At 64.1% G+C, this 20,523-nt stretch carries 19 protein-coding genes; 9 read left to right on the forward strand and 10 right to left on the reverse strand.

The genetic code is table 11. The features are described 5' to 3' along the window. The first annotated feature begins 27 nt into the window (after positions 1-27). On the forward strand, positions 28-2,379 hold the full coding sequence (locus FIU28_RS08895; RefSeq protein ID WP_143572586.1) for a bifunctional salicylyl-CoA 5-hydroxylase/oxidoreductase: 2,352 nt from the start codon (positions 28-30) through the stop codon (positions 2,377-2,379). 108 nt (positions 2,380-2,487) lie between these two features. Beyond that, positions 2,488-3,738 (forward strand): flavin-dependent oxidoreductase, encoded by a 1,251-nt coding sequence (locus FIU28_RS08900; protein WP_143572587.1) that lies wholly within the window; start codon positions 2,488-2,490, stop codon positions 3,736-3,738. Between the two features lie 178 nt (positions 3,739-3,916). Here the strand turns inward: FIU28_RS08900 and FIU28_RS08905 are convergent, their stop codons facing one another. The 6 genes from FIU28_RS08905 to FIU28_RS08930 all read right to left on the reverse strand — a co-directional run bounded on the left by FIU28_RS08905 (position 3,917) and on the right by FIU28_RS08930 (position 9,173). Next, positions 3,917-4,372, reverse strand: a complete 456-nt coding sequence (locus tag FIU28_RS08905) for a cupin domain-containing protein (protein WP_143572588.1) — start codon at positions 4,370-4,372, stop codon at positions 3,917-3,919. A 39-nt stretch (positions 4,373-4,411) separates the two neighbouring features. Beyond that, positions 4,412-5,110, reverse strand: a complete 699-nt coding sequence (locus FIU28_RS08910) for an ABC transporter ATP-binding protein (RefSeq protein WP_143572589.1) — start codon at positions 5,108-5,110, stop codon at positions 4,412-4,414. Continuing rightward, the gene (locus FIU28_RS08915; RefSeq protein WP_143572590.1) at positions 5,110-5,862 is read right to left on the reverse strand and encodes an ABC transporter ATP-binding protein; all 753 of its coding nucleotides are present in this window, start codon (positions 5,860-5,862) and stop codon (positions 5,110-5,112) included. The genes FIU28_RS08910 and FIU28_RS08915 overlap by 1 nt, the downstream gene beginning before the upstream one ends. Continuing rightward, complete coding sequence (locus tag FIU28_RS08920) at positions 5,859-6,845, reverse strand: branched-chain amino acid ABC transporter permease (RefSeq protein ID WP_143572591.1); 987 nt, start codon at positions 6,843-6,845, stop codon at positions 5,859-5,861. The genes FIU28_RS08915 and FIU28_RS08920 overlap by 4 nt, the downstream gene beginning before the upstream one ends. A 5-nt stretch (positions 6,846-6,850) precedes the next feature. After that, a complete protein-coding gene (locus tag FIU28_RS08925) occupies positions 6,851-7,771 on the reverse strand; it encodes a branched-chain amino acid ABC transporter permease (protein ID WP_143572592.1) in 921 nt (306 codons plus the stop codon). A 229-nt stretch (positions 7,772-8,000) separates the two neighbouring features. After that, the gene (locus tag FIU28_RS08930; protein ID WP_143572593.1) at positions 8,001-9,173 is read right to left on the reverse strand and encodes an ABC transporter substrate-binding protein; all 1,173 of its coding nucleotides are present in this window, start codon (positions 9,171-9,173) and stop codon (positions 8,001-8,003) included. Positions 9,174-9,503: 330 nt separating this feature from the next. On the opposite strand from FIU28_RS08930, the gene FIU28_RS08935 reads away from it, so the two are divergent. The 4 genes from FIU28_RS08935 (at position 9,504) to FIU28_RS08950 (ending at position 13,169) form a co-directional block, all read left to right on the forward strand. Continuing rightward, positions 9,504-10,022 carry a MarR family winged helix-turn-helix transcriptional regulator gene (locus tag FIU28_RS08935; protein WP_168202896.1) on the forward strand — a complete coding sequence of 173 codons (519 nt, stop codon included), beginning with the start codon at positions 9,504-9,506 and terminating at the stop codon, positions 10,020-10,022. Then, on the forward strand, positions 10,019-10,837 hold the full coding sequence (locus FIU28_RS08940; protein WP_143572594.1) for an alpha/beta hydrolase: 819 nt from the start codon (positions 10,019-10,021) through the stop codon (positions 10,835-10,837). Before FIU28_RS08935 ends, FIU28_RS08940 begins: the two co-directional genes overlap by 4 nt. Before the next feature lie 162 nt (positions 10,838-10,999). Beyond that, the gene (locus FIU28_RS08945; protein WP_143572595.1) at positions 11,000-12,664 is read left to right on the forward strand and encodes an AMP-binding protein; all 1,665 of its coding nucleotides are present in this window, start codon (positions 11,000-11,002) and stop codon (positions 12,662-12,664) included. 34 nt (positions 12,665-12,698) lie between these two features. Then, a complete protein-coding gene (locus FIU28_RS08950; protein ID WP_143572596.1) occupies positions 12,699-13,169 on the forward strand; it encodes a RidA family protein in 471 nt (156 codons plus the stop codon). Positions 13,170-13,179: 10 nt separating this feature from the next. Here FIU28_RS08950 and FIU28_RS08955 read toward each other — a convergent pair whose 3' ends face one another. The 3 genes from FIU28_RS08955 to FIU28_RS08965 form a co-directional block, all read right to left on the reverse strand. Continuing rightward, the gene (locus FIU28_RS08955; protein WP_168202898.1) at positions 13,180-14,073 is read right to left on the reverse strand and encodes an FG-GAP repeat domain-containing protein; all 894 of its coding nucleotides are present in this window, start codon (positions 14,071-14,073) and stop codon (positions 13,180-13,182) included. Between the two features lie 232 nt (positions 14,074-14,305). Continuing rightward, the gene (locus FIU28_RS08960) at positions 14,306-14,545 is read right to left on the reverse strand and encodes a pentapeptide MXKDX repeat protein (protein WP_143572598.1); all 240 of its coding nucleotides are present in this window, start codon (positions 14,543-14,545) and stop codon (positions 14,306-14,308) included. 160 nt (positions 14,546-14,705) lie between these two features. After that, complete coding sequence (locus tag FIU28_RS08965; RefSeq protein ID WP_246660926.1) at positions 14,706-15,509, reverse strand: AraC family transcriptional regulator; 804 nt, start codon at positions 15,507-15,509, stop codon at positions 14,706-14,708. A gap of 62 nt (positions 15,510-15,571) precedes the next feature. Here FIU28_RS08965 and FIU28_RS08970 point away from each other — a divergent pair, with 62 nt between their 5' ends. Continuing rightward, positions 15,572-16,750 (forward strand): MFS transporter, encoded by a 1,179-nt coding sequence (locus FIU28_RS08970; RefSeq protein ID WP_143572600.1) that lies wholly within the window; start codon positions 15,572-15,574, stop codon positions 16,748-16,750. A gap of 190 nt (positions 16,751-16,940) precedes the next feature. After that, positions 16,941-18,032: a helix-turn-helix transcriptional regulator gene (locus FIU28_RS08975; RefSeq protein WP_143572601.1), complete on the forward strand. Its 1,092-nt coding sequence runs from the start codon at positions 16,941-16,943 to the stop codon at positions 18,030-18,032. Between the two features lie 273 nt (positions 18,033-18,305). Here the strand turns inward: FIU28_RS08975 and FIU28_RS08980 are convergent, their stop codons facing one another. Then, complete coding sequence (locus FIU28_RS08980; protein ID WP_143572602.1) at positions 18,306-19,529, reverse strand: polyhydroxyalkanoate depolymerase; 1,224 nt, start codon at positions 19,527-19,529, stop codon at positions 18,306-18,308. 149 nt (positions 19,530-19,678) lie between these two features. Here FIU28_RS08980 and FIU28_RS08985 point away from each other — a divergent pair, with 149 nt between their 5' ends. Next, positions 19,679-20,332 (forward strand): glutathione S-transferase family protein, encoded by a 654-nt coding sequence (locus FIU28_RS08985; RefSeq protein ID WP_143572603.1) that lies wholly within the window; start codon positions 19,679-19,681, stop codon positions 20,330-20,332. Positions 20,333-20,523: the final 191 nt, after the last annotated feature.

Consider the following 20,523-nt stretch of genomic DNA (forward strand, 5'->3'; position numbering starts at 1 on the left):
TACGTCGAAGCTCGACAGGAGGCTTGCATGAAGATCGCGATCATCGGTGGCGGACCGGCTGGGCTCTATGCCGCGATCCTGTTGAAGAAGCAGCGGCCCTCCGCCGACATCACCGTCTACGAGCGCAACCGGCCGGACGATACCTTCGGCTTCGGCGTGGTTTTCTCCGACGCCACCCTCGACAATTTCGAAAAATACGACCTGCCGAGCTACCAGCGCATCACCCAGGAATTCGCCTACTGGGACGATATCGCCGTGCATTTCCGCGGCACGGTGCACCGCGTCGGCGGCAACGGCTTCTGCGGCTGCTCGCGCCGCACCCTGCTGCTGATCCTGCAGGAGCGCGCCCGCGAACTCGGCTGCCGGCTGATGTTTGAGGTCGATGTCACCGACGAGGCGCAATTCGCCGACGCCGATCTCATCGTGCTGTCCGACGGCATCAACAGCCACTTCCGTAACAAATATATCCAGCACTTCGATCCGACTACGGACGTGCGCTCCAACAAGTTCACCTGGATGGGTTCGACCCGCCCGCTGGATGCCTTCACCTTCCTGTTCGAGGAAACCGAGTGGGGCCCGTTCATCGCCCATGCCTATCAATACGAGGCGGGCCGCTCGACCTGGATTTTCGAGACCGATCCCGAGACCTTCAAGCGCGCGGGCCTGGAGGGCCTGAGCGAGCAGCAGTCAGCCGATCGCATGGAGCAGATCTTCAGCAAATTCCTCGAAGGCCACAAGCTGCTGATCAACCGCTCGATGTGGCGCAATTTCCCGATGATCCGCAACAAGCGCTGGGTCCGCGACAACATGGTGCTGCTCGGCGACGCCAAGGCGACCGCGCATTTCTCGATCGGCTCCGGCACCAAGCTGGCGATGGAAGATGCCATCGCGCTGTATGAGGCGATGGCCAAGGCGCCGACGACCGAAGCTGCGCTGAACGACTATGAGCATGGCCGCCGCGAGGAGACCGAGAAGATCCAGCACTCCGCCGACGTCTCGCTGGTGTGGTTCGAGCACGTCGACCGGTTCTGGGATTTCGACCCCGTGCAGTTCGCCTTCGGCGTCATGACGCGATCCAAGGCCATCACCTACGACAACCTGACGCTCCGCGCACCGGACTTCGTCAAGGAAGTGGACAAAGCGTTTGCGCTGCAGGTGCAGGCCAAGGGCTTCGACGTCGACCTGAAGAAGCCTGCGGCGCCGATGTTCCAGCCGCTGCGCTTGCGCGATATGGTGCTGGCGAACCGCGCCGTGGTGTCGCCGATGTGCATGTATTCGGCCAGCGAAGGCGTGCCTGGTGATTTCCATCTGGTGCACTACGGTTCGCGCGCGATCGGCGGCGCCGGCCTCGTCTTCACCGAGATGGTCTGCGTCGGCCGCGACGCCCGCATCACGCCCGGCTGCGCCGGGCTGTGGAATGACGAGCAGCAGGGGGCGTGGACGCGCATCGTCGATTTCGTGCACGCGAATTCGGCGTCCAAGATCTGCCTGCAGCTCGGCCACGCCGGGCGCAAGGGCGCGACCAGGCTGATGTGGGACGGCATGGACCGTCCGCTCGAAGAGGGCGGCTGGGACGTGCTGTCGGCGTCGCCGCTGCCGTATTATCCGGACAGCCAGGTGCCGCGCGAGATGGACCGTGCCGCGATGGATTCGGTCAAGGCCGAGTTCGTGGCGTCGGCCGAGCGCGGCGATGCCTGCGGCTTCGACATGCTGGAGCTGCACTGCGCCCACGGCTACCTGCTGGCCAGTTTCATCTCGCCGCTGACCAACCAGCGAACCGATGACTACGGCGGCTCGCTGGACAATCGTTTGCGCTTCCCGCTGGAAGTATTTGCGGCGATGCGCGCGGCGTGGCCGTCGCACAAGCCGATGTCGGTGCGCATCTCCGCCACCGACTGGGCCGAGGGCGGCATCACCGGCGACGACGCCGTGCTGATCGCGCGCGCCTTCGCGGAAGCCGGCGTCGACCTCGTCGACATCTCGACCGGCCAGACGGTTCGCGATGCCCAGCCGATCTACGGCCGCATGTTCCAGACGCCGTTCTCCGAGCAGGTCCGCAACGAGAGCAAGGTCGCCACCATGTGCGTCGGTAACATCACGTCAGCCGATCAGGTCAACACCATCCTCGCCGCCGGCCGCGCCGATCTGGTGGCGCTGGGCCGTCCGCATCTGGTCGATCCGTCCTTCACGCTCAAGGCTGCGGCCTGGTACGGCGCGAAAGATGCGTATTGCCCGCCACAATACATGCCCGGCAAGGAGCAGATCTTCCGCAACAGCGTTCGCGACAAGCTCGATTTCGAGGATCTGAAAATTAAGGCTAAGCCGAAGACCCGCGCCGAACTGCGCGCCGAAGCCGCCAAGCCGCTTGCGGCGGAATAGGGCAGATGGCACGCTGAATTCAGCAAGGCGGCGCTCAAACGCCTCTCCCCAATGGGGAGAGGTGAAGAAGATCCGCAGTCTGGCACTAGTTTGAGTGGAGTACGTTCGATGAAAGCGATCATCGTTGGCGGTGGAGTGGGGGGCCTCACCACGGCCCTGATGCTGCGGGCACGCGGCATTCACTGCGAACTCTATGAGCAGTCGGACAGTATCCGCGAGCTCGGCGTCGGCATCAACACGCTGCCGCATGCGATCCGCGAACTTGCCGGCCTCGGCCTGCTCGACGCGTTGGACGCCGTCGCCATCCGCACCGACGAGCTGCATTATCTCAGCCGCCATGGCCAGGAAGTCTGGCGCGAGCCGCGCGGCATCGCTGCCGGCTTCGACGTGCCGCAATTCTCGATCCACCGCGGCCGGCTGCAGAGCGTGATCCATCGCGCCGTCGAACAGCGACTTGGGCCTGAGGCGATTCATACCGGCCGAAGGCTCGGTGCGTTTACGCAGGACGAAGGCGGCGTCACCGCGCATTTCTTCGACCGCTCCGGCGCCCATGTCGAAACCGCGCGCGGCGATATCCTGATCGGCGCCGACGGCATTCATTCCAAGGTGCGCAGCACGCTGTTTCCCGACGAAGGCGGACCGGTCTGGAACGGGCTGATGCTGTGGCGCGGCGCGCGTGACTGGCCGGCCTTCCTCACCGGCAATTCGATGATCGTCGCCGGCGGGCTTCATGCCAAGGTGGTGGTGTATCCGATCGCGGAAGGCGTGACGCCGGGCAATCGCCTGACCAACTGGGCGGTCCTGGTGAAAATCGGCGAGGGCGGATCGCTGCCGCCGCGCCGCGAGGACTGGTCGCGTGCCGGCAAGCGCGACGAACTGATGCCGCATGTCGCGCGCTTCAACGTGCCGCATATCGACGTGGCGGCGTTGATCACGGCGACGCCGGAGTTCTGGGAATATCCGTGCTGCGACCGCGATCCCTTGCCGTACTGGTCGAGCGGCCGCGTCACGCTGCTCGGCGACGCCGCGCATCCGATGTATCCGGTCGGCTCCAATGGCGCCTCGCAGGCGATCCTGGATGCGCGGGCGCTTGCGGATTCGCTGGCGCATGCCGAGCATCCGCGCCAGGCCCTGATGGCCTATGAGCGCAAGCGGCTGCCGATGACCGCCGAGATCGTGCGCGCCAACCGCCGCGGCGGGCCGGAGGGTGTCATCGACGCCGTCGAGCAGATTGCGCCGGACGGCTTCGATCATATCGACAACGTGCTGAGCCACAGCCAGCGCGAGGCGATCGTCAAGGGCTATGCCAGCAAGGCCGGCTTCGCCGCGCTGCCGGGATTGTCGGTGGTGGGCGGATAGAGAGCGCGACTAGGTCGCTCTTTCTTCCCTCTCCCCCGGTGGGAGAGGGTGGATCGAACCGCGAAGCGGTTCGAGACGGGTGAGGGGTAGCCACAAGCTCCGCGCCTTGCGACTACCCCTCATCCGCCTCCGCTTCGCGGAGGCACCTTCTCCCACAAGGGGAGAAGGAAGGAAGACCTCACGCTCCCGGGGGCGGCGGCAGGAAGTGGATGTTGTATTCCGCGGCCAGCGCCACGACGTCCGCCGGATTCTGCTCCTTCATGTTGTGGATTGCCCAGAACAGGTCGTAGAGCCGCCGCGTCGGCGACACCCAGAACAGCACCTTGGCGGACTGGTCGGTCTTGTTGAAGATGCCATGCGGCACGCCGCGCGGCAGCCGCACCAGATCGCCGGGCGTCGCCTGGGTCTCGCCGTCGCCCAGCATGAAGTCGAGCTTGCCTTCGAGGATGTAGAGATATTCGTCCTGGTCGGGATGAATGTGCGGCGGCACGAACGTGCCGACCGGGAAGGTCGCGTGCCACGAGAAGGAATCCTCGGTGCAGGTTTTGGGCACGTAGACCTGGCCCAGGATGTTCCAGGTGATGCCCTGCATGCCCTCATTGGCGCGCGTGATGCCGGCGGTTTCGGTTTTCATGGTCGTCCTCCTTCGATGGCGTGCAGTTCGTGAGCCGGATTATACATGCAGAAAGCGATCCTTGATGGTTGGATCGTCTTTCAACTCGGCCGAGGTGCCGGTCCACACCACGCGGCCTTTTTCGATGATGACGTGGCGGTCGGCAAACGCGGCGAGCGCATCGACGTTCTTGTCGATCACCAGGATCGCCTGGTGCTCGGCCTTGAGCTTCTTTAGGCAGCTCCAGATCTCCTGCCGGATCAACGGCGCCAGGCCCTCGGTGGCCTCGTCGAGGATCAGCAGCTTCGGATTGGTCATCAGCGCGCGGCCGACCGCCAGCATCTGCTGCTCGCCGCCGGACAGTTGCGTGCCCATATTGCCGCGGCGCTCCTTGAGCCGCGGAAACAGTTCGTAGATGTCCTCCAGCGTCCAGCGCGCCGGCGGGCGGCGCACCGCTGCGGTGGCCAGCAGGTTTTCCTCCACCGTCAGCGTCGGAAAGATATGTCGGCCTTCCGGCACCAGGCCAATGCCGGCCTGCGCGATCTTGTAGGACGGCAGCCCCGTGAGCGGCGCGTCGTCGAAGGTGACGCTGCCGCCGGTCGGCGGCATCAGCCCCATGATGGTGTTGATGGTGGTGGTCTTGCCCATGCCGTTGCGGCCGAGCAGGGTCACGACCTCGCCGGCGCCGATGTTCAGCGAGATATCGAACAGTACTTTGGCGGCGCCGTAGGCGGCCTGCAGATTCTGTACGTTGAGCATCAGAGCACCTCCTCGCCGAGATAGGCGGCGCGCACATCCGCATTGTCGCGGATGCTCTGCGGCGTGCCGGAGGCGATGATGCGGCCATAGACCAGCACCGAGACGCGGTCGGCCAGCGCGAACACCGCGTCCATGTCGTGCTCGATCAGCACGATCGGCAGTTCGCGGCGCAGCGCCTGCAGCGTGTTGATGAGCCGCTGCGATTCGTCGTGGCTGGTGCCGGCGAGGGGCTCGTCGAGCAGCAGCAGTTTCGGCTTTGCGGCCAGCGCGATGGCGATTTCGAGCTGGCGCTTTTCGCCGTGCGACATCTGCCCGGCGGGCACATCGGCGCGAGGGGCGAGGCCGAAACGGGCCAGCAGCGCCATCGCGATCTCGTTGAGGTCACGCTCGCCGGCGGCATTGCCGAGGAATTTGAAGCTGGAGCCGGAGCGCGCCTGCACGGCAAGCGCCACGTTCTCCAGCGCCGAGAAGCGCGGCAGGATCGAGGTGATCTGGAACGAGCGCACCAGCCCGAGCCGGGCGCGCTCCGCCATCGACAGCCTTGTGACATCCTGGCCGTCGAACACGACGCGGCCGGAGTCCGGCCGGGCGAGGCCGGAGATCTGGTGGATCAGCGTGGTCTTGCCGGCGCCGTTCGGGCCGATGATGGCGTGCAGCTCGCCGGGCTCGATGGTCAGCGTGACGTCGTCGGTGACGCGCAGCGCGCCGTAGCTCTTGCGCAGGTTCTGCAGTTGAAGGGGCGCGGTGCTCATGACCTGCTCCCCAGCCAGCCGCCGATGCCGCCACGCGCGAACAACACGACCAGGATCAGGATCGGGCCGAACAGCAGCGCCCAGTGCTCGGTGTAATGCGACAGGATATCCGCGAGCAGGCTGAACACCGCGGCGCCAATGATCGCGCCGTGCAGCGTGCCGAGGCCGCCCAGCACGATCGCAAAGATCAGGTCGCCGGAGCGCTGCCAGCTCGCAAAGGCCGGGCTGACGAATTCGGTCTGGTTGGCGAACAGGCAGCCGGCGACGGCGGCGATCATGCCGGCGATCACATAGGCCGTGAGCTGGTAGCGATAGGGCGTAAAGCCGATCGCCTCCATCCGCACCGGGTTCTCGCGGATGCCGCGCAACACCCGGCCAAAGCGCGAGGCGACGACGCCGCGCAGCAAGAGGTAGCCACCGAGCAGGAAGCCGAACACCACGTAATACAGCACGACGTCGTTCTTCAGGATTTTTGAGCCGAACAGCGTGCTGCGCGAGGCCAGCGTCATGCCATCGTCACCGCCATAGGCGGCGAGCGAGGTGCCGAGGAAGTACAGCATCTGGCCGAACGCCAGCGTAATCATGATGAAATAGACGCCTTTGGTACGCAGCGAGATCGCGCCGGTGATCAGTGCAAACACGAACGAGGCGGCCAGTGCGACGCCGAGATGGACAAAACCGTCGGTGATGCCGTGGCTGGACAGGATCGCGACGCTATAGGCGCCGATCCCGACAAAGGCGGCGTGGCCGAACGAGACCATCGCGCCATAGCCGATCAACAGATCGAGCGACATCGCCGCCAGCGCCAGCACCATGATCCGGGTGACGATCGAGAGCACGTAGCTCTGCGCGCCCCACAGCCCGGCCAGCGGCACCAGCGCGAATAGGGCAAACAGCAGCAGCGGCAACAGATAGGCGCGGCGCGCGCGGGGCGCGGTGATAGCGGGGGTGACTTGCAGGTCGACTGAATCGTTCACGGTCATTCCCGCTATTGTTTCGACGGGAACAGGCCGGACGGCCGGAAGAACAGCACCGCGGCCATCAGGATGTAGATCAGCATCGGCGCGATGGCGCGGCCGGTCTGGCTGGCGGTGGACGGATCCAGCACCAGCTTGAGCAGGGACGGTGCAAAGAACCGGCCGAGCGTATCGACGAGACCGATCAGGAGGGCTGCGATGAAGGCGCCGCGGATCGAGCCGATGCCGCCGATCACGATGACGACGAAGGCGAGGATCAACACATTGTCGCCCATGCCGGGCTCGACCGACAGGATCGGCGCCACCATCGCGCCGGCAAAGCCCGCCAGCATGGCGCCGACGCCGAACACGATGGTGAACAGCAGCCGGATGTTGACGCCGAGCGCCGAGACCATTGCGGCATTGCTTGCGCCGGCCCGCACCAGCATGCCGAGCTTGGTCTTGTTGACGACGAGATAGAGCGCGAGGCCGACCGCGAGGCCGACGGCGATGATGACGAGGCGATACACCGGATACAGCATGCCGTCGGCGATCTCGATGGTGCCGGACAGCGCGTCGGGCATCGGCACGTTGAGGGGGGCGGCGCCCCAGACGAACTTGACCGCCTGGTTGAGGAAGATGATCACGCCGAAGGTCGCCAGCACCTGGTCGAGATGGCTGCGGTCATAGAGATGCCGGAAGATCAGCACCTCCAGCAGCAGGCCGAACACCAGGGCGGCCGGCAGCGCCAGCGCGAGGCCATACAGGAAGCTGCCGGTCATCGCGGTGAAGGCGGCGACGAAATAGGCGCCGACCATGTACTGCACGCCGTGCGCGAGATTGATGAAGTCCATCACGCCGAACACCAGCGTCAGGCCGGCGGCGATCAAAAACAGGATCAGCCCGAACTGCAGGCCGTTCAGGATCTGGACGAGGGCAAGGGTGACGGTCATGCGAGAGATACGATCTTTGCGCGGCTGGTGAAAAACCCACCGCGTCGTCCCCGCCTAGTGCGCCTCCGGCGCACGCGGAGCGGGGACCCAGACACGCTGGCGAACTAAACGAAGCGATAGAGTAGCAACGACGCCGTTTCAACTATGCTGGCGGTGGCTATGGGTCCCCGCTTTCGCGGGGACGACATGAGAGGCCGGCGCGTCTTACCGAGGCGCGCCGGCGATCGCTTTACTGCGGTGTGCAGCTGGCGGCGTATTTGTCGGCGTAGTTGGTGAACACCTTCTGCGCGATCTCGGTCTGGAACTTGCCGTCGGCGCGCTTGGCGACCTTGGTCAGATAGAAGTCCTGGATCGGGTAGCCGTTGGCGCTGAACTTGAAGTCTCCGCGCAGCGACTTGAAGTCGGCCTTCTTCATCGCCGCCGCCACCTTGGCCTTGTCGGAAAGGTCGCCCTTCACCGCGACGACTGCGCTGTTGATCAGCATGGCCGCATCGTACGACTGGAAGGCGTAGGTTGCGGGCACGCTGTTATAGGCCTTCTCGTATTCCGCGACGAACTTCTTGTTCTGCGGATTGTCGAGGTTCGGCGCCCAGTTCGAGCCGCCGAACATGCCCAGCGCTGCGTCCTGCTGCGCCGGCAGCGTCGATTCATCGACAGTGAAGGTGGAGAGGAACGGGACGCGGTCGAGCAGGCCGGCCTGCTTGTACTGCTTGACGAGATTGACGCCCATGCCGCCCGGCATGAAGGTCAGCACGGCGTCGGGCTTGGCGGCGGCGATCTTGGAGAGCTCGGCCTGGAAGTCCAGCGTGCCGAGCGGCAGGAAGGATTCCTCGACGATCTCGCCCTTGAAGTCCATCTTCACGCCGGCGACGAAGTCCTTGCCGGCCTGGTAGTTCGGGGTCATCAGGTAGATCTTCTTGTAGCCGCGCTCCTGCGCGACCTTGCCGAGGATCTGGTGGATCTGGTCGTTCTGGTACGACGTCACGAAGAAGTACGGGTTGCACTCCTTGCCGGCGAAGCTGGACGGGCCGGCATTCGGCGAGATCAGAAAGGTCTTGTTCTCGGTCACCGGCTTGTGGATTGCGCCGAGGATGTTGGAGAAGATCGGGCCGACTACGAAGTCGACCTTGTCGCGCTCCAGCAGGCCTTTGACCTTGGTGACGGCGACGTCGGGCTTCAGTTCGTCATCGACGACGACGACTTCGACGTCCTTGCCGCCCATCTTGCCGCCGAGGTCCTTGACCGCGAGGGCGAAGCCGTCGCGGGCCTGCTGGCCGAGCACGGCGCCAGCGCCGGACAGCGACACGATCACGCCGACCTTGATCTTTTCCTGCGCGACAGCGGGTACCGCTGCGACGCCCATCAGGACGGCCAGGCCGGCCAGTTTGATCTGCTGCTTCATGGTCTCTCCTCTGCTCGGCCGCGCGTTGCTGCCGAAATCCCGCCAACCCAAAATGATGTCCTGCCCCAGAGACTATTCTGAGGATGGCTGCCGCCGCAAGCGTGCGTCTCGCGCGCCAAACGGTTAAAACGGCTATGCAAGCGGCAGGCCAATTTGTTTGAAGCCTAAACAAATATCCGGATTTGGCCAGTGGCCCGGCTGCGGCGTTTTGGCTTGCAGTCGCCGGGTTATTTGTTGAAGGTCAAAGCATCGGGCGCGCAGACTGGTACGCCGTTGGGGATTTCCGGCGGCGTTGCTATCGTGGCGGCCCCAGCCAGGTAAGATTGCAGCATGATTCTCGATTCCGAGACCAAGGCGGTCGAACATTCCGAAGATCACGGCGACGAGCTGCGGCTGTGGCTGCGGCTGCTGACCTGCACCACGCTGATCGAGGGCGAGGTGCGCGGGCGTCTGCGCGAGCGTTTCGACGTGACGCTGCCGCGCTTCGACCTGATGGCCCAGCTCGACAAGGTGCCGGACGGCATGACGCTGTCGGACGTCTCCAAGCGCATGATGGTGTCGAACGGGAACGTGACCGGGCTGGTCGAGCGTCTGGTGGAATCCGGTCATGTCGATCGCCGTACCTCGGATACCGACCGTCGGGTCCAGGTGATCCGGCTGACCAAACTCGGTCGTGCCGAATTCCGCAAGATGGCCGAAGAGCACGAGACCTGGATCGCCGAGATCTTTGGCGACCTGGCGCCGAAGGACGTGCGCGAGCTGATGCGCCTGCTCGCCAAGACCAAGGCCTCGGCGCAGAAGGCGGCGCAGAAGTCCGGCGCCAAGCCCGGCAACGGCAAGACGCCATGAGCGCCGTGATCGATCTGGAGGCCGAATACAACAACCGGGCCCGCGTCCCGGAAAATCCGGCGCTTATTGCCGGCTGGGCGCGCGACGCCAGGGCCTACCGCGAGGTCTGTCCGTCGATGCTGGTGCTGCGTTACGGCACAGGTGCGCGGCACACGGTCGACTTCTTCCCGGCCGATGGTCGCGGCCCGATCGTGGTCTTCATCCACGGCGGCTACTGGCAGGCGCTCGATCCGTCGTTCTTCAGCCATCTTGCTGCAGGCCTGAACGCGCACGGCATCAGCGTTGCGATGCCGTCCTACGATTTGTGTCCGAACGTTTCGGTCGGCGACATCATTGAGCAAATGCGTTCCGCGACGCGCGAACTGGCGAAGTTCGAGCGGCCGCTGGTGATGTCCGGCCATTCCGCCGGCGGCCATCTTGCCGCCGGCATGCTCGCCACCGAATGGCGTGCGCTCGATGCCGCACTGCCGCAAGATCTTATCACGGCGGTCTATTCGATCTCTGGCCTGTTCGATCTCGGACCCCTGGTGCCGACCTCGGTCAACACCCCGCTGCACCTCAACGACCTGAGTGCGCGCGAGGTCAGCCCGCTGTTCTGGCCGATGCCCTCGCACGGAAGTCTCGATGCGGTGGTCGGCGGCGAGGAGAGTTCGGAATATTTCCGGCAGAGCCAGACCCTGGTCGATTGCTGGGGCACCCAGATTCCCGCGCGCTATGAAACCATCCCCGGCACCAACCATTTTACCGTCATTGCCGGCCTGGCCGATCCGCAATCGCCGATGACGCTCCGTTTGAAGCAATTGGCGCAGCGTTAGGCGGCGTTTGCCTAAACTTCCTGCGCGGCTTTGCGCCCGAAACCGCAAAAATCCGTCGATCGGCCGGTCCGGGCAGTTGCACCTAATTGTTTTAAGTCTAAAATGATATCAGACGCGCGGCGGGCCTGGCGTCGGGCCGCGACATCGTGACAGGAGCAAGCAATGGCCATCGCCGAGGCTCACCTCACACAGGGTATGGACGATCCATCCTATACCTCGCATGTCGATACCTTCGCGCGGGACAACATGCCGCCGCCGGAGCAGCTGCCGGAATTTCTGTTCACCCGGCCGGAGTTTCAGTACCCGCCGCGCATCAACTGCGTGGTGCCGTTTCTCGACCGCTGGGTCGAGGAGGGCCATGGCGACGCGCCCTGCATGTTCGGCCTCACCGACAGCTACACCTACCGCGAGCTGCAGGCGCTGGTGAACCGGATCTGCAACGTGCTGGTCGACAAGCTCGGCCTGGTTCCGGGCGGCCGCGTGATGCTGCGCTCCGCCAACAATCCGATGATGGTCGCGACCTATCTGGCGGTGATCAAGGCCGGCGGCGTCTGCGTCGCCACCATGCCGCTGCTGCGCGCCAAGGAACTGACCTATCCGATCCAGAAAGCGAAGATCCCGCTGGCTTTGTGCGACAGCAAGCTCGTCGACGAAATGGAGAAGGCCAAGCTCGCGGCACCCGAACTGCGGCGCATCGTCTATTGGGGCGTCGATGCCCCGGATTCGCTGGAGGCGATGATCGCCGATGCCAGCCCGGAATTCACCGCGGTCGATACCGCCGCCGACGACGTCTGCCTGATCGCCTTCACCTCTGGCACCACCGGTGATCCCAAGGGCACCATGCATTTCCACCGCGACATGCTCGCGGTATGCGACGGGTTTGCCCACAACGTGCTGCGCGCCTCGAAGGAAGACCGTTTCATCGGCTCGGCGCCGCTCGCCTTCACCTTCGGCTTCGGCGGCGTGCTGTTTCCGCTGCACATCGGCGCCTCCTTTGTGGTGCTGGAGAAGGCCGGGCCGGAAGAGCTGCCGCCGGCGATCGAGAAATTCAAGGTCACGGTGTGCTTCACCGCGCCGACCTCGTACCGCGCGATGCTCGCCAAGATGGGCTCGCACGACATCTCCTCGTTGCGTAAATGCGTTTCGGCCGGCGAGACGCTGCCGAAGGGCACCTACGACGCTTGGCTGAAGGCGACCGGCATCAAGCTGATGGACGGCATCGGCGGCACCGAGCTGCTGCACATCTTCATCTGTGCGGTTGAGGAAGAGATCCGGCCGGGCTCGACCGGCCGGCCGGTGCCGGGTTACATCGCCAAGATCATCGACGACGAGGGCAACGACGCGCTGCCGGGCACGATGGGACGGCTCGCGGTGAAGGGCCCGACCGGCTGCAAATATCTCGCCGACGAGCGCCAGAAGAGGTTCGTGCAGAACGGCTGGAATATCACCGGCGACACCTTTATCATGGATGAGGACGGCTACTTCTGGTACAAGTCGCGCTCCGACGACATGATCGTCTCTGCCGGCTACAACATCGCCGGTCCCGACGTCGAAGCGGCGCTTCTGACCCATCCGGCCGTGACTGATTGCGGCGTGGTCGGCTCGCCCGACGAGGCCCGCGGCATGGTGGTGAAGGCCTATGTCGTGCTGGCGCCGGGCTTTACCGGCGACGCCGCGCTGACTCTGGAGTTGCAGAACCACGTCAAGCGCGAGATCGCGCCCTATAAATATCCGCGCGCCATTGAATTCGTCACGCAACTGCCGAAGACCGAGACCGGCAAGCTGAAGCGCTTTGCGCTGCGGCAGTTCGCGATGGCGGCGGAATGACCATGACCGTTTTGCGCTTGAAGGAGTATTGCCGTTGACCGCCCCCAAGGGCCCCACGCTGACCGTGGTGCCGAATGCCAATAATGACGGCAAGACCAATGCCGATCCGTCCTATCCCCGCGTGCTGCAGCCGTCCGGCTGGCCAGCGCCGAAGGGCTATTCCAACGGCATGACGGCCGATGGCCGCCTCGTCGTTACCGGAGGGGTGATCGGCTGGGATACCGAGGGCCATCTGCCCAAGGACTTCTCTACCCAGGTCAAGCAGGCGCTGGAAAATATCGCCGCGATTCTCGCCGAGGGCGGCGCCAAGCCGGAGCATCTGGTGCGGCTGACCTGGTACGTCGTGGACATCGAGGAATATCTCGGCGACCTGAAGACGCTTGGCCGGATCTATCGCGACATTTTCGGGCCGAACTATCCGGCGATGGCACTGGTGCAGGTGGTGCGATTGGTCGAGCGTGCCGCCCGCGTCGAGATCGAAGCCACCGCCGTGGTGCCGCGCTGATCCGCACCGCTCAGCGTGACTGAAACAGCATGAGGCGGCCGTCTGCGCCGCCAGCAATGAGAGCAAGCCGTCCGGCGACGGTGACGGCGCCGATGTTGGTTGCGACGCGCGATGGCAGCGCGATCCGCGCGATATCGTGAATTTCCGGTGTGAACGAAATCAGGCGCAACGAGGCACGGTCGAGGCTCGGGATCGCCAGATCCGGATGACCGTCGCCGTCGAAATCCGCTACCCATTGCAGGCCCAGCGCGCGCGATCCGATGAAATGATTGGCCACGTCGGGCACCTCGGCGGTCTTCACCAGCCGGCCGTCGTTGAAGGACCACAGTTCGAGCCGCCCGACGACGTGGGGCTGCCGCACCACGGCGATATCGGTCTTGCCATCACCATCGAAATCGGCGACGCCCGCCGGATTGAGCCAGGCATGAGGACGCCCGATCGGGGGCGTTTCGGCGACGATCGCCATCGTCGCGGGGTCGATCACGGCCAGCGCCGAACCGCGCGCGAGATAGGACTTCACGACGACGATTCTCGGCTGCCCGTCGATGGTCACGATCCGCGGCCACAGATCCTCGAACACGGCGTCGTTTCCCAGCGTCACCGATCCGCTTTGGCCGTCGCGCCGAACGATCGTCAGGCGGCCGGCTTCAACGGCATCGCCGAGGACGCCGTGATCGTAGCGACTGGTCGGCGCGGCCAGCCAGGCGCGAGCGACGGCGCCCGTGCTTTCGGCCACCCGTCCGTCGGCCAGGGCGCCTGCTGGCGGCGCAGCAGGTTTCGGGCAGGCTGCCGCGACCAGTTTCGTCTCGATGGTTTGATAGCAGAGCTTGCCGATGGCGATCCGCACGGCGGCGGAGTGGGCCTCGATCGAATCGACCCGGCCGGGTGCGTCCAGCACCTCCACGCGCCACTCGGCCGCTGCCGAAGGAGCACCGAGCAGTAACGAGGCCGCGACAAACGAGGCAGCCGCCAAGGGTCTGTGCAATTCGAGTCTCCGCGTGGTGCTGCCGTAGGCGTTGTAGATTGATCGTGCGCCGCCGCTCGTCTGTTGTCGTGCGATCAAAGCTCCGCAAGGCCTGTTCATCACGATGAACAAGCCTTGCGGGCCCTGTCGCGATCGTGGACTTCGGAGAGCGTTACTTCTTCATCCCGTCCTTGGCCATGCCGTCCTTCTTCATGCCGTCCTTGTCCATCATGCCGTCTTTCTTCATGCCATCCTTGCTCATCGTGTCCTTGCTCATGGCATCTTTGCTCATGGAGTCCTTGGACATGCTGTCCTTGCCCATCTTGTCCTGCGCATGGGCAGCCCCTGCGGCGACGCCGAACGCGAGCAAGGCGGCCGACAGCGAAGCGGCGATACGTGAATTTGTGGTCATTGGTGCGATCCCTCTGAGACAGGTTAGACGATCAACGTCGTCCATAGGCATACGGGGCGGAAAACAGCCGCGTTACGCGGCGTTCGATCGTTCTCGCGAAAAATCCCGCTCGTTCACCGTGACGTGATCTCAGGATTGGGGCACCGCAGCCCCTGCTGCCTCACGCCTTTTCTGCAAATTCCGTCGGGGTCTTCCCGGTGACTTGCCGGAAGGCGTGCGAGAAAGCTGAAAAGCTGGCGTAGCCGAGATCGGCCGCGAGTTGTTTCACCGGCGCCTTGCGGTCCATCGATAGCCGTTCGATCGCCGCCGCCATCCGGGCGCGCTGGCACCAGCTCCGGAAGCTCAATTGGGTTTCTGTCAGGAACAGTCGTGACAGCGTCCGCGCCGAGGTGCCGACCGAGCGCGCCAGCGCCTCGATTTCATGCGATGCGGTGGGATCGGCCAGCACGATATCGGCGGCGCGGCGGCAGCGCGGCTCGTGCGGCAGCGGGATGAACGTCGTCGGATCTTCCGCCTCGTGCAATTCCAGCAACGCCAGCCGGACCAGCAACTCGTTGCGGCCGGCGTCGTTGCGTCCGTCGAACAGCGCGAGGATGGCCTGATGCAGCAGTTGCGAGACGCGGACGACGAATTCGACGCTGAGATTGGCGCGGTGGGCGTCGTCCCGCTTCATCCAGCCGACGTCGAAATACAGCGAGCGCATCTCGATGTCGGCGAGCACATCGATCGCGTGCGGCAGTGCGGCGGGCATCCAGACTGCGCGATCCGGCGGCACCAGCCAGCGGCCCTTCGGGGTCGTGACCTGCATGGTGCCTTTGGTGGCAAATATCAATTGCGACTCGCGATGCGCGTGCGGCTCGATCCGGGTGCCCTTTTCGTAGCGGGTCGCCATGAAATGAACGCCGCCCCCCGTCGTCTGGCGGCGGTCGGACAACGGACGGATTGGCGCTTTGCCGATAATCATTGGCGACATCCCGACAGCATAACTTCTTATAACGAATTTCCAAGCTCTGCAGGAATCGCTTCATGAACGTCCCCGCCCGTGTCATCACCCTCGTCAATGTCGCGCATTTCATCGATCATTACGCGATGCTGATTTTCGCCGCGGCCGTCATCGTGATGGGGCCGACGATGAACATGACCTACGCCGAACTGCTGCCCTATGCGACGCCGGGCTTTGTCGCGTTCGGCGCGGGCTCGCTGGTGACCGGCTGGCTGGGAGACCGCTGGAGCCGGCGCCACATGATGGTGATCTATTTCTTCGGCATCGGCGCCTCGATGATCGCCGTGGGCCTGGTGCAGACCCCGCTGCAACTTGGGGCGGCCTTGTTCTCGATCGGCGCCTTCGCCTCGATCTATCATCCGGTCGGCACCGCGATGATCGTGTCCTATGCCGACAGGATCGGCCGCGAGATGGGCATCAACGGCGTGTGGGGCAATTTCGGCGTGGCGTCGTCGGCGCTGATCACCGGCGTGGTCGGGCAGTTCCTCGGCTGGCGTTATGCGTTCATCCTGCCGGGGCTGGCGACGCTGGCGCTGGGCGTGGTGTTCATGCGCGGCGTGGCGCATGAGGACCGCTCCGGCTTCAGGCAGGCGGCGGCGCAGTCGCGCGTCGCCAAGTCCGACATGTGGCGGGTGATTCTGGCGCTATTGATCACCGTGATCGCGATCTCCACGACGTTCAATGCGGTCACCGTCGCGCTGCCGAAACTATTCGCCGAACGTCTGTCCGACCTGACGCAGAGCCCGGCGCTGCTCGGAGTCATCGCCGCGGGCGTCTACGTGTTCGGCGCGTTGACGCAATACAATATCGGCGGGCTGATCGACCGCTATTCGCTAAAGGCGGTGTGCGTGCCGCTGTCCTTCGTGCTGGCGCCGTTTTTGTACTTCGCAGCATCATTGTCCAACATCTCGCTGATCGTGGTGGCGATCGGCATCATCATCGGGCTGTTCGGACAGATCACCGTCAACGAGGCGATGGTCGGCAAATACACCAGCGAGGAATGGCGCTCGCGCGCTTATGCCGTGCGCTACTTCGTCGGCTTCACCGCAGCCGGCGCCTCGGTCGGGCTGGTGTCGTTTCTGTACGAGAAGGGCGGCTTCATGATGATGCTGCACAGCTTCGCAGCGCTGTGCGTGCTGGTGATCGTCGCCGCGCTGATCCTGCCGCCGGAAATCCCGGTTGCACAGACAACCGAATCTTAACGCATGCTCGCCGGTGCACGACGGGCAGGACTGCGCCGTAGTCCATTTGGGCTGCGCCAAGCGTAAGGCGGGAGGCTCTCATCCACACAAAGTGATTACCTGCGTACGGCATATTTTGCTAGCGACGGGGTTTAACCAAGCAGACCGTGTTGTTTCACCCAACGGCAGCTTTCATCAATCGAGACATAATTTGCTGGAATCCGTCAAGTACGAGACGCTTGTCGATCAGATCTACGAGGCGGGTGTGGTGCCCGAGCACTGGCCGCAGGTGTTCGATCGCCTGGCTGAGATGGCCGATGCGGAAGGCGCGATGTTGTTCGCGGTCGCGCCGGGCGCGCCGCGTTTCATTTCGTCGGCCAAAATTCACGAGCGCATCGATCGCTGGACCAAAAGCCCGTTCGCCCACCGCAATCCGCGCAGCGACCGCCTGATCCCGCCGAATGAAGCGCGTTTCCTCACGGACCTCGACAAGTTTACTCTGGAAGAGCTTGAGAACGAGAGCTTCTACACCGACATCCTCCGCCCTGGAGGACTTGGCTGGTGCGCCGGTACCTCGATACGAGCGCCATCCGGCGACACGCTGGTGTTGTCGATCGAGAAGGCATGGGCCAACGGCCCGGTGCCGCGCGCCGTGGCGGATCAACTCGACATGCTACGCCCACATCTGGCGCGGGCCGCCGTCCTCGCGGGCCGTCTCGGCTTCGAGCGGGCGCGCACCGCCGTGGCGACGCTGGAAATGATCGGTCTGCCCGCGGCGGCAGTAACCGATGCCGGGCGGGTGGTCGCGGCCAATCCAGGCTTTCTGGCCAGCGCCCCTGCGGTCGGCGTCGGTGCGCAGAACCAGGTTCAGTTCAGCGCCGCGGTAGTCCAGCAGATGTTTATGGAGGCGCTGGCACAGCCGAGTTCGCTGGCCCGCACCGGCCGCTCGATCCCGGTCGCCGGCACGGCGGCCTCGCCGCCGCTGATCGCCCATGTGCTGCCGCTGCGGCTGGGTGGGCTCGACGTGTTCGCCGGCGCGGTCTCGATCCTGTTCCTGACGCCGTTGACGCCGCAGAGCAGCCCGGCGCCGGAAATGCTGCGGGCTTTGTTCGATCTCACCCCCGCCGAAGCCCGCATCGCCAGCCTGCTGATCGATGGCAATACGCTCGATACGATTTCGAAGGCGCACTCCGTCAGCCTGAATACGGTGCGTACCCAACTCAAATCGGTGTTCCTGAAAACCGGCGTCGACCGTCAGGTCGATCTGGTCAGTCTGCTGGGTCAGCGTCAGGCGTCGCTCTGAAGGCGGGTTCCGTCCGGCTCGACGCAAATGGCCGGCCCGAAGGCCGGCTCGACGGAAATGGCCGGCCCGAAGGCCGGCCTGGACGTAAATATACCCGTCAAATGTCTTGCGCTTCGTCAATACATGGTCCGCCGAAGCGGTAATTGGATCGATCGACGCGCTGCCTTAGCAGCCGCAAAACAATCCTCCGGTACGGAAGTAGGCGACAGGCGCGATCGGCGCGTCACCCGTTTGGGTGATGCGCTCCGAATTTCTTGTTAACACTTCCGGGCATCACGAGTTGACGTGCACGAAATCGCGCAGCAGCGGATAGATCTCGTTGTTCCAGCGGCGTCCGCTGAACACGCCGTAATGGCCGACGCCAGCCTGCATGTGGTGGACCTTGCGATAGGCGCGCACGCCGGTGCAGAGATCCTGGGCCGCCAGCGTCTGTCCGATCGAGCAGATGTCGTCCTTCTCGCCCTCGACCGTCATCAGGCCCATGCGCCGGATCGCCCCCGGATTCACCGGACGTCCCTTGTACATCATCTTGCCCTGCGGCAGCAGATGCTCCTGGAACACGTCGCGAATGGTCTCGATGTAGAACTCCGCGGTCAGGTCCATCACCGCAAAATATTCGTCGTAGAACGTCTTGATGATTTCGGCCTTTTCGGTCTCGCCCTTGGCCAGATGGTTGGCGAGGTCGACATGCGACTTGATGTGGCGTTCCAGGTTCATCGAGACGAAGGCGGTCAACTGGATGAAGCCAGGATACACTTTTCGGAACGCGCCCTTGCACTGCAAGGGCACGTAGTTGATCAGATTGTCTTCGAACCATTTCAGCGGCTTACTCTTGGCGAAGTCGTTGACCTTGGTGGGGGCGATCCTTGTGTCGATTGGCCCGGCCATCAGCGTCAGGCTGGCCGGCCGCGCGGGATGATCGTCCTCCGACATGATCGCTGCGGCGGCCAGCGCCGATACCGACGGCTGGCAGATCGCGACCATGTGCGAACGCGGCCCGAGTTCGTTCATGAAGAGGATCAGGTGCTCGGTGTAGTCATCGAGCCCGAACTTGCCGGCGCTGAGGGGGATGTCGCGCGGATTGTGCCAGTCGGTAATATAGACGTCATGGTCCTGCAGCAGCGTCGCCACGGTGCCGCGCAGCAGCGTTGCAAAATGGCCGGACATCGGCGCCACCAGCAGCAGCTTCGGCTGCAGTGGCGAGCCTTCTTTCTTGAAGTGCAGCAGCGAGCCGAACGCGGTGGAAAAGACCACCTCCTCGACGACGTCGAGGAGGCTGTTGCCGACCGGCACCGGACCGATCGCGAATTCCGGGCGGACATAGGTCAGGGCGGTACGCGACACCAGCTCCAGCGCGGCGGAGAGGCGGCCGAACACTTTGTCCGATGTGCCTGCCGGGACCAGGTTGATATATTTCAGCGCCTGCGCCGCTCCGGTTCGCCATGGCGCCGTCAGATCCATATGGTTCTGGTAGGCCTGATACATCATTGACATCATCCGGATCGCTTCCCTGCTATAATGATATGCAATATTGAAGCCAGCGGGGAGTCAAATCATCTGTCAAACTGGCACATGGTTTGCTGAACAAAATGCGGGCAACCCGGTCGTCGAGTACCGGTCCGCTCATCTGGCGCAGGGAGATGGTCATGACGCGGGCGACACTGACGCTGAGCAGCAAGAACTATTCGTCCTGGTCGCTGCGCGGCTGGCTGTTGACAAAATTATCCGGGCTGGAATTCGACGAGATCATCACCGGACCCGACGATGCCTCCGCGCGGGCAGAAATCCTGCTGCTGTCGTCGTCGATCCTGGTGCCGTGCCTGCGCCACGAGGGTGCGGTGGTGTGGGACACGCTGGCGATTGGGGAATATCTCAACGAGGTGATGCCGGAGGCGCGGCTGTTGCCAGCCGACCGCATCATGCGCGCGCATTGCCGGTCGATCTCCGGCGAAATCCATTCCGGCTTCACCACGCTGCGCGCGTCGTTGCCGGTCAACATCAAGGGCTACTTCGCAAATTTCAAGATCTGGTCGCGCGCCCAGGCGGATATCGATCGCGTCTGCACGATCTGGCGCGAATGCCTGAACCGGTCCGGCGGCCCGTTTCTGTTCGGCGAGCGCAGCATGGCGGATGCGATGTACGCGCCGGTGGTCACGCGCTTTGCGACCTACGACGTCAAGCTCGATCCGCAGCTTTCGGCCTATGCCAGCATGATCCTGGCGATGCCCGAAATGCAGGAGTGGATTGCCGCGGCGAAGGAAGAGCACGAGGATATTGAAGAACTCGAAGTGGAGTACTGAGGCCGTAGGGTGGGCAAAGGCTCGCTTGCGCCGTGCCCACGACCGCGCGGTGCGCACGCTACGATTTGCTCACCCTACAACTCCATTCGGCTCAATGACCGGGCAGGGATGCTCAACTAATATCCAGTAACGGCGCTAATCTGGCGGCTATTCCGCCGAAAATCGTCCCTCTCACCGCCCTTTCAGGCCGA

It is taken from the genome of Tardiphaga sp. vice154 (genome assembly GCF_007018645.1).
Classification (GTDB): domain Bacteria; phylum Pseudomonadota; class Alphaproteobacteria; order Rhizobiales; family Xanthobacteraceae; genus Tardiphaga.

Excerpts from the sequence above, each read along its gene's own strand:
- FIU28_RS08895 (WP_143572586.1), top strand. The coding sequence starts at position 28 with ATGAAGATCGCGATCATCGGTGGCGGACCGGCTGGGCTCTATGCCGCG.
- FIU28_RS08900 (WP_143572587.1), top strand. The coding sequence starts at position 2,488 with ATGAAAGCGATCATCGTTGGCGGTGGAGTGGGGGGCCTCACCACGGCC.
- FIU28_RS08905 (WP_143572588.1), bottom strand. The coding sequence starts at position 4,372 with ATGAAAACCGAAACCGCCGGCATCACGCGCGCCAATGAGGGCATGCAG.
- FIU28_RS08910 (WP_143572589.1), bottom strand. The coding sequence starts at position 5,110 with ATGCTCAACGTACAGAATCTGCAGGCCGCCTACGGCGCCGCCAAAGTA.
- FIU28_RS08915 (WP_143572590.1), bottom strand. The coding sequence starts at position 5,862 with ATGAGCACCGCGCCCCTTCAACTGCAGAACCTGCGCAAGAGCTACGGC.
- FIU28_RS08920 (WP_143572591.1), bottom strand. The coding sequence starts at position 6,845 with ATGACCGTGAACGATTCAGTCGACCTGCAAGTCACCCCCGCTATCACC.
- FIU28_RS08925 (WP_143572592.1), bottom strand. The coding sequence starts at position 7,771 with ATGACCGTCACCCTTGCCCTCGTCCAGATCCTGAACGGCCTGCAGTTC.
- FIU28_RS08930 (WP_143572593.1), bottom strand. The coding sequence starts at position 9,173 with ATGAAGCAGCAGATCAAACTGGCCGGCCTGGCCGTCCTGATGGGCGTC.
- FIU28_RS08935 (WP_168202896.1), top strand. The coding sequence starts at position 9,504 with ATGATTCTCGATTCCGAGACCAAGGCGGTCGAACATTCCGAAGATCAC.
- FIU28_RS08940 (WP_143572594.1), top strand. The coding sequence starts at position 10,019 with ATGAGCGCCGTGATCGATCTGGAGGCCGAATACAACAACCGGGCCCGC.
- FIU28_RS08945 (WP_143572595.1), top strand. The coding sequence starts at position 11,000 with ATGGCCATCGCCGAGGCTCACCTCACACAGGGTATGGACGATCCATCC.
- FIU28_RS08960 (WP_143572598.1), bottom strand. The coding sequence starts at position 14,545 with ATGACCACAAATTCACGTATCGCCGCTTCGCTGTCGGCCGCCTTGCTC.
- FIU28_RS08965 (WP_246660926.1), bottom strand. The coding sequence starts at position 15,509 with ATGATTATCGGCAAAGCGCCAATCCGTCCGTTGTCCGACCGCCGCCAG.
- FIU28_RS08970 (WP_143572600.1), top strand. The coding sequence starts at position 15,572 with ATGAACGTCCCCGCCCGTGTCATCACCCTCGTCAATGTCGCGCATTTC.
- FIU28_RS08980 (WP_143572602.1), bottom strand. The coding sequence starts at position 19,529 with ATGATGTCAATGATGTATCAGGCCTACCAGAACCATATGGATCTGACG.
- FIU28_RS08985 (WP_143572603.1), top strand. The coding sequence starts at position 19,679 with ATGACGCGGGCGACACTGACGCTGAGCAGCAAGAACTATTCGTCCTGG.